This window comes from Emticicia sp., from assembly GCF_049241225.1.
Taxonomy (GTDB): Bacteria; Bacteroidota; Bacteroidia; order Cytophagales; family Spirosomataceae; genus Emticicia.
Window position 1 is genome coordinate 16,316 of record NZ_JBMLRC010000049.1, and the last position, 7,956, is coordinate 24,271.

7 protein-coding genes are annotated in these 7,956 nt (G+C 37.3%); 5 read left to right on the plus strand and 2 right to left on the minus strand.

Annotated features, from left to right (window positions below; genetic code table 11):
* Positions 1-550 (minus strand): response regulator transcription factor (locus tag ACOVO2_RS03155; protein WP_421768577.1); only part of this gene is annotated, 550 nt, incomplete at its 3' end.
* Positions 551-600: 50 nt separating this feature from the next.
* Complete coding sequence (gene recQ / locus ACOVO2_RS03160) at positions 601-2,739, minus strand: DNA helicase RecQ (RefSeq protein WP_421768578.1); 2,139 nt, start codon at positions 2,737-2,739, stop codon at positions 601-603.
* Positions 2,740-2,844: 105 nt separating this feature from the next.
* On the opposite strand from recQ, the gene ACOVO2_RS03165 reads away from it, so the two are divergent.
* From ACOVO2_RS03165 to ACOVO2_RS03185, 5 genes are all read left to right on the plus strand, one after another.
* A complete protein-coding gene (locus ACOVO2_RS03165; RefSeq protein WP_421768579.1) occupies positions 2,845-4,440 on the plus strand; it encodes a M28 family peptidase in 1,596 nt (531 codons plus the stop codon).
* A 386-nt stretch (positions 4,441-4,826) separates the two neighbouring features.
* On the plus strand, positions 4,827-5,657 hold the full coding sequence (locus ACOVO2_RS03170; protein ID WP_421768580.1) for a MotA/TolQ/ExbB proton channel family protein: 831 nt from the start codon (positions 4,827-4,829) through the stop codon (positions 5,655-5,657).
* 103 nt (positions 5,658-5,760) lie between these two features.
* Complete coding sequence (locus ACOVO2_RS03175; RefSeq protein ID WP_421768581.1) at positions 5,761-6,363, plus strand: ExbD/TolR family protein; 603 nt, start codon at positions 5,761-5,763, stop codon at positions 6,361-6,363.
* A gap of 33 nt (positions 6,364-6,396) precedes the next feature.
* Entirely contained in the window at positions 6,397-6,951 is a 555-nt protein-coding gene (locus tag ACOVO2_RS03180) for an ExbD/TolR family protein (RefSeq protein WP_421768582.1), read from the plus strand.
* Positions 6,952-7,000: 49 nt separating this feature from the next.
* A complete protein-coding gene (locus ACOVO2_RS03185; protein WP_421768583.1) occupies positions 7,001-7,825 on the plus strand; it encodes an energy transducer TonB in 825 nt (274 codons plus the stop codon).
* Positions 7,826-7,956: the final 131 nt, after the last annotated feature.

The window sequence follows — 7,956 nt, forward strand, 5'->3', positions numbered from 1 at the left end:
TTTCAAGCAGATCGACTCTTGATAATACTCGCCCTTTATTTTTTATGAGCGTAAACAGTAATCGATATTCGGTAGCGGTGAGCGAAATAAACTCGCCATTGCGTTCAACTGTTTTGGCATCATCATCCATCCTGAGATTGGCAATCGTGTAGATATTTTCTTTGATTTTTATCTCATTTCCGGCCGACGAACTTCTACGCAGTAAGGCCTTGATCCTTGCCACCAACTCTATAAATTTAAATGGTTTTGCTAAATAATCATCTGCTCCTGAGTTAAGACCGAGTGCGATATTGTCGGCTGTGTTTAGAGCCGTCAGAAACAAAATTGGTGTTTGGATATTTTCATTTCTTAATATTTTACAAACCTCAATTCCGTTGGTATCAGGTAACATGATATCTAAAATAATCAAATCGAAATCATTATCAGAAGCCATCTGAATTCCGCTGTTTCCGTCGAGAGCCACCGAAACCTCAAAGTTCTCTTCGGTTAAGCCCTTTTTTATGAAGCTAACCACATTTATTTCATCTTCTATTAATAAGATTTTCTTCATTGTATTTTCTGCTTAAAAGGTACTGAACAATTTATTGGCTAAATGTTGTACTACTTTTCCCACAGGGCCAAAGCTATTCTTAGTTTTGCATAATCGTATACCCCTTCGAGTGCTTCAAAAAGCGGTTTGATGGCATCACCTTTTTGGATATTTAGCTTCATGGCTTCGGCAATGATTTGATTATATTCATAAGTGGCAATATATTGTTTGAGGTCAATGTCTTGGCCATCTTGATAGAGTTTTACTAAGTGACTCACAATCGTAACAGGATTAAGTGAGCGTTTGGTCGCCATTTCTTCGAGCGACATCCCAGCTTTATACATTTCAAAGGTTTCCAGAAATGTCATTCCTTTTTCCTGTTTGGCTCGTCCAATACCTGGATTTTGCCCCGTAAATGATAGAATTTCATTGATAAACTCATCGCCATATTGTCTGAATTTCTGCTCACCAACACCCGAAACTGCCATCATTTGAAAGCGATTGATTGGCCGTTTTTGAGCCATATCCGAAAGCGTCGCATCAGAGAAAATTACAAATGGCGGCACATTCTGCTCATCGGCAATTTTCTTACGCAAAATACGTAGTTTCTCAAACAAAGCATCTTTAATTACCTCTTTCTTCGATTTTTCTTTTGGTGCTTCTTCGTCTAATCTCGCACGTTTCACATCGTAGGCCTCAAATCTTACTAAATCAACTTTTCGTTCGCCTCTAAGCACTTGCCACGAAACTGAATTGAGTTTTAAGGCATGTCTTTCGTCATAAGCAATATCAACAACTCCCGAATTGAGTAGTTGCGTTATGTAATCGGCCCATTCTTCGTATTTCAATTCTTTTCCTACACCAAAAGTTTTGAGGTTCTGATAGCCACGCTCATAAATGGCTCGGTTTTGTGCACCTCTCAAAATATCGATTAGTAGCCCCATTGCTACTTTTTCTTCGGCACGAGCAACTGCCGATAAAGCTTTTTGTGCAAAAATGGTCGCATCAAACTTTTTCGGAGGATTATGACAAACATCGCAATTACCACAATCGTTTTGGGCTTCTTCGTTGAAATAACTTAGCAATATTCTTCTACGACAAATCTCCGATTCGGCATATTGTTTCATACGGTCGAGTTTCGCAAACTGCACTTCTTTCATCTCATCGGGTAATTCCGATTTCTGAATCATCTCTTTGCGAGTAATAATATCGCCAAAGCTATAAAAGAGCAAGGTATCAGACTTCATGCCGTCACGCCCAGCTCGACCGATTTCTTGGTAATAACTTTCTACATTCGATGGTAAACTATAATGAATCACAAATCTTACGTTCGATTTATCAATTCCCATTCCGAAAGCAATTGTGGCTACAATTACCTGAATCTCATCTTTTATGAAAGCATCTTGCACTTCCGAGCGAGTTTGTGCATCCACTCCCGCATGATAGTGCATCGCACGAAGACCTAATTTGCGGAGGCCTTCGGCAACCTCTTCGGTATTTTTCCTACTCAAACAATAAATGATACCCGACTGATACGGACGTTTGGCTATAAACTCATGAATGATTTTGAGTCGGTTTCTACCAGGAAGTACCGCCAGACTAAGATTCGGTCTATCAAAAGAAGAAATGAAAATTTGAGCATCAGGAATCCCCAACTGGGTCAGAATATCTTTTCTCGTTACTTTATCAGCTGTTGCGGTTAGGGCAACCATCGGAACACTCGGAAAAGCTTCTTTCAAAACCTTTAATTGTATGTATTCTGGTCGGAAATCATGTCCCCAGTTCGAAACACAATGCGATTCATCAATGGCAATCTGATTAACATTCAAGGTTTTGATAAATCCTAAATAATTATTCGAGAAAAGTTTTTCGGGCGAAATATAAAGTAGTTTCAATTCTCCCGACTTACATTGCTCTTCAATTGTACGCAATTCAACCATCGAAAGCGTACTATTCATAAATGCCGCAGGTACACCGTTGGCTTTTAACGACTGCACTTGGTCTTGCATCAAGGCAATTAAAGGAGATATAACCAAAGTTATTCCATCCATCACCAAAGCAGGTACTTGAAAACAAATAGACTTGCCGCCACCAGTGGGCATTAGCACCATACAATCTTGTTTCGCCAAAATTGTATCAATTATGTCAGCTTGTAGTGGACGGAACTTATCGTAACCAAAATATTTTTTTAAAACTTGCTCTTTAGTCATTTATTCAGAAAAAGTAATTTGAGCAAAATTATGAGTAAATCATGACTTCTAATTTGAAAACCATTATTTTTACTGAAATTATTTTCAACAAACCAACCATTGTTCATGAAAAAAACGCTGTTTTTATCATTATTGATTTCTTCAAGTCTTTTTGCACAAGACAAATCAACCGAATTTGCATCCACAATTTCAGCACAAGACTTAAAAAAACACCTTACTTACATTGCCTCTGATAGCCTCGAAGGCCGTGATACAGGTTCGGAAGGCCAACGAAAGGCTGCGGCTTATATTTCAAAGCATTTTGCCGACTTGGGCTTACAAGCTATTGCACCACAAAAAGATGGTAGCAAAGGATATTACCAAAAATTTAATTTATATCAGAAAGGTTGGAAAGATGCCTACATAAAAATAGGTAATAAAAAGAAAGAGTTCTTCAAAGATTATTATCCGAATGGCCTCACGAGTATCCCTGAAGAACAATCAATGTCGGTAGTCTTTGTTGGTTATGGAATCGAACAAGATGGCTATAATGATTATAAAGATATAAATGTAGAAGGTAAAGCCGTAGTTTTTTTTGATGGCGAACCAAAAGACAAAGACGGTAAATACCTATTCACAAAACCTGATGAAAAATCAGATTGGGTTGAACGAGCAGGGCTTCAAAAGAAAATCAACATTGCTCTTAATCACGGGGCAAAAATGTTTTTCGTAATTTCGGCAACTGATGTTCAGAAATTTACTTCACTGGCAGCAGAGCGTAAAGCGGTTCTATCAAGATTCAACCAATTGAGTTTTAATGCTTCTGCAACAGCCGAGAAAGCAACCTCAAACCCAACTTTCTTCGTCTCTCAGGAAATGGCCGCCGAAATGCTCGATGTAAAGTCAAGTAAGCTGACCAAAATTATTGAGGAAATCAGTGATAAGAAAGAAAGTCTGGCAAGTAAGATTAAACCTTCAACAGTTTCAGTAAAAGCTGAAAGGGGAGAAGTGCCAGTAGAAACAGCAAATATTTTAGGATTTTTGGAAGGAACGGATAAAAAAGATGAAGTTGTGTTGATTACCGCTCACTACGACCACGTAGGAATTCAAAACGGACAGATTCACAATGGGGCAGATGATGATGGCTCGGGTACATGTGCAGTTCTTGAAATTGCCGAAGCATTTGCTAAGGCAAAAGCCGCAGGTAATGGTCCACGTCGTAGTATTCTATTTATGACCGTAACTGGCGAAGAAAAAGGCTTGCTGGGTTCACAATATTATACTGATAAAGACCCCATCATTCCATTGGCTAAAACAGTTTGTGATTTGAACATAGATATGATTGGTCGAATTGATAAACAACACGCACCAAAAGAAGAATACGTTTACTTGATTGGTTCAGATAAATTATCATCTGAATTGCACCAAATAAGCGAAGACGTTAATAAGAAATACATCAATTATGAATTAGATTATACATTTAATGACCCTAAAGACCCTAATCGTTTTTACTATCGTTCTGACCACTATAATTTCGCTAAAAATAAAATACCTGTAATTTTTTACTTCACAGGTGTTCACGAAGACTACCACCGACCTGGTGATGATGTTGAAAAAATTCTTTTTCCGAAATACCAGCAAATCACACGTTTAGTATTCCAGACTGCCTGGGAATTGGTAAACCGAGAAGAGCGAATCAAAGTAGATAGTAATAAACAATAAGACTTTTGAGTGCATTTTGGGCTAAAATATTGTAAATCAGATTAAAAAAAAATGACAACGAAAAACTTAGTTTGAAAAAATGTTTAACTTAAATAAAATTACAGTTAAATCCTTGATAGCTAAAATGTTAAGAGACGCTATTGTCTCAGTTTGATACTTAAAAAATCTTGGAAAAGTTCAATATTCGTTTTTTTGACTAAAAATTAATTGTATTTATACTTTTTTGTTTCACGGTTTTTCTATAAAATTGTCAAAAAATTAAAAAGAATACATTATCTGGATTGACAGTATTTTCTTTTGAAATCGCTCGATTTTTTAATTTTTTAAACTTTTATTTAACAAAAAAACATTTTTAACTTTTTAAAACCCTAAAATTTTCTAATCTAATGGAAAAAAAGACAGCAGCCCCTGCAGCTAAACCAGCAGCAAAACAATCAACTGGTGGTGGATTAAATCCAGCGTTAACAATCCCTGTACTTCTTGCAATTGCAATCGCAACTTACGTTTTCATCTTAGGAGACTCAAGCCACTTCCTTGACGCCGAAAAACACAAACCAAAACCAGGTGACTTCTTTGGCCTTATCCACAGTGGTGGTGTTGTCGTGCCTATCTTGATGACTTGTTTCCTTTGCGTATTAGTATTCTCAATTGAGCGTTTCTTCACAATCAACAAAGCTTCTGGTACAGGTAACATCGATGCATTTGTTCGTAAAGTTCGTTCGTTATTAGATTCAAACAACGTTGCTGATGCAATCAAAGAGTGCGACAAACAAAAAGGTTCAGTAGGTAATGTAGTAAAAACTGCATTAGGTAAATACAGCCTTTTGACAACTGATGGCTCTTTAGACAAAGAACAAAAACTAGCAGCTCTTCAAAAAGAAGTAGAAGAAGCAACTTCATTAGAACTTCCAATGTTAGAGAAAAACCTTACAATCCTTTCAACGCTTGCAACTGTATCTACTTTGATCGCCTTATTAGGTACTGTATTAGGTATGATTCGTGCGTTCTCAGCTCTCGGTGCTGGTGGTGGAGCCCCAGATGCAGCAGCTCTTGCAACTGGTATCTCTGAGGCCTTGATTAACACAGCCTTAGGTATCGGTACTTCTGCTATCTCAATCATCATGTATAACTTCTTTACATCTAAAATTGATGATTTGACTTACAAAATTGACGAAATCGGTTTGAGCATCCAACAAAATTTTGCAGCTCATAACTAATCTTAATTGACAAATTAAGATTTTATCTAAAAATAAATATATAATTAGATAACAATCTAAATTTGTTTTCGTTATATTTGTAAAACTAAATCATTAAGGAGTTATGCCAGCAGTAAAACCAAAACGAAAAAGTCCTGTCATGGATATGACAGCGATGTGTGATGTGGCATTCTTGTTATTGTCGTTCTTTATCATGACTACCCAGTTCAAAGGTCAAGAATCAGTAACAATTGACACACCTTCGTCAATTTCGCAAACAAAAATCCCTGAAACGGGTGTGGCTACTATCAGTATTGACCCTAAAGGAAAATACTATTTTGGTATCGCAGATGCAAAACAGCGTGGAGAATTACTTCAAAGAATGGCTCAAAAGTATGGCGTTTCAGTAACTACTACTGATATGAAGAGTTTTGAGAAATTATCAGATTTCGGTATAAGTATTGCTGGCTTGAAGCAATATTTAAATTTACCTCCAGAAGACCAATTAAATGTTGTAATGGCTGGTATTCCGAATGATAGCACCAAAAGCGAATTAGGTGATTGGGTTTCAACTTACTTATTAGAAGTAAATCCTTCAGCTAAATTGGCAATTAGAGGTGATGCAGCCACTAATTATCCAGCTATTAAGCAAGTACTCAACGAACTTGGTAAAAGAGATATCAACAAGTTTCAATTGATTACTGGTGTTGAAAACGCACCTAATTAATATTTTAATGAATCATCTAAACATTGTAATACAATGGCAGAAATAGACACCTCCAGTGGTGGTGGCAAAGGTGATGGTAAAGTACGGGCCAAGAAACAATCCGCAAGAGTTGACATGACTCCCATGGTAGATTTAGGATTCTTACTGATTACATTCTTTGTTTTCACCACGACGTTCAGCAAGCCTAATATGATGAAGTTGAATATGCCAGAGAAGGAGAAGGACCAAAATAAACCACCTGAAACGGCAGAAATCAAAGAATCAAACACGATTACAATCATAATGGGCAAAGATAATCGTATTTTCTATCACCAAAAGTCGTCAAAGAACTTGACTCCTGAATTGTTGAATGAAACCGATTATTCTAAAGATGGTATTCGTACCGCTATTTTGAAGGCAAAAGTTAACGCAATTGACCAAACTAAATTTACTGTAGTTATCAAACCAACTGATGACGCAACGTACAAAAATACAGTTGATATTTTGGATGAGATGGCTATCACAAAGTCAGATCTTTATGCGATCGTTGACCCTTCAAAAGAAGAGTTGGATATCTACAAGCAGAAAATCGCTGCTCCAAAACAGTAATTAAGTACATTCGTTAAGTAGTGGATATTTAATGACAAATTAAAAAAATATGGACCCTAAAAATAATGTCAATGTTACCTTAGATGACATGGTGTTCGAGACCCGTAACAAGGCCTATGGAGCATATGATCTAAGAAAGACATACAAAAAGACGGTCAACCGTTCACTTTTGTATGGTTCTGTTGCATTTTTGGCAGCTGTGGGTGCTCCAATGCTTTATGCGTCAATCACGCCGAAAGCAAAGAAAGAAGTTGCGGTAGAAATCGACTTAGCTAAGTTGAAAGAAGAAAAAGTGGAAGACAAGCCACTTGACCTTCCGCCACCACCGCCACCTGAGCAAAAGCCACCAGAAGTTGCAACTATTAAGTTCTTACCTCCTGAGCCGAAGCCAGATGAAGAGGTAAAGAATGAAGAGCCACCACCGCCAGCCGAAGAAATCGAGAAAGCGGTAATCTCAAACGAAACTAAAGAAGGTATTGAGTCTGACGAAATTGCAGCTGCTCCACCTCCAGTAGTTGAAGCTCCAAAAGCCGTTGAGATTGAGCAACCGAAAGAAGATGAAATCTTTACAACAGTTGAGCAACAACCAGAATTTCCGGGTGGTATCAAAGAAATGTATGCCTTTATTGGTAAAAATCTTAAATATCCATCGGCCGCTCAAAGAGCAAACGTTTCTGGAAAAGTTTTTGCTAAATTCGTTGTTGAGAAAGATGGTAGCTTAGGTGATGTTCAAATTTTAAAGGGAATCGGTTTTGGTTGTGATGAAGAAGCACAACGTGTATTGAAATCAATGCCAAAATGGAATCCAGGTAAACAAAATGGACGTAGCGTAAGGGTATTCTTTACTATGCCAATTTCATTCGTTCTTGAATAATGTTGCAGAATCGAAAACCAGAAGGTTTCAGTCAAATTACAATTTATATCAGAGCATTTACAGCTATTGCGTATGTTGTAATGGGGGTATATGTTTTTATGAAGCGTACGCTTCTTCCAGTATCCGATGGT

Coding starts and splice junctions, on each gene's coding strand:
- recQ (WP_421768578.1), bottom strand. CDS start 2,739: ATGACTAAAGAGCAAGTTTTAAAAAAATATTTTGGTTACGATAAGTTC.
- ACOVO2_RS03165 (WP_421768579.1), top strand. CDS start 2,845: ATGAAAAAAACGCTGTTTTTATCATTATTGATTTCTTCAAGTCTTTTT.
- ACOVO2_RS03170 (WP_421768580.1), top strand. CDS start 4,827: ATGGAAAAAAAGACAGCAGCCCCTGCAGCTAAACCAGCAGCAAAACAA.
- ACOVO2_RS03175 (WP_421768581.1), top strand. CDS start 5,761: ATGCCAGCAGTAAAACCAAAACGAAAAAGTCCTGTCATGGATATGACA.
- ACOVO2_RS03180 (WP_421768582.1), top strand. CDS start 6,397: ATGGCAGAAATAGACACCTCCAGTGGTGGTGGCAAAGGTGATGGTAAA.
- ACOVO2_RS03185 (WP_421768583.1), top strand. CDS start 7,001: ATGGACCCTAAAAATAATGTCAATGTTACCTTAGATGACATGGTGTTC.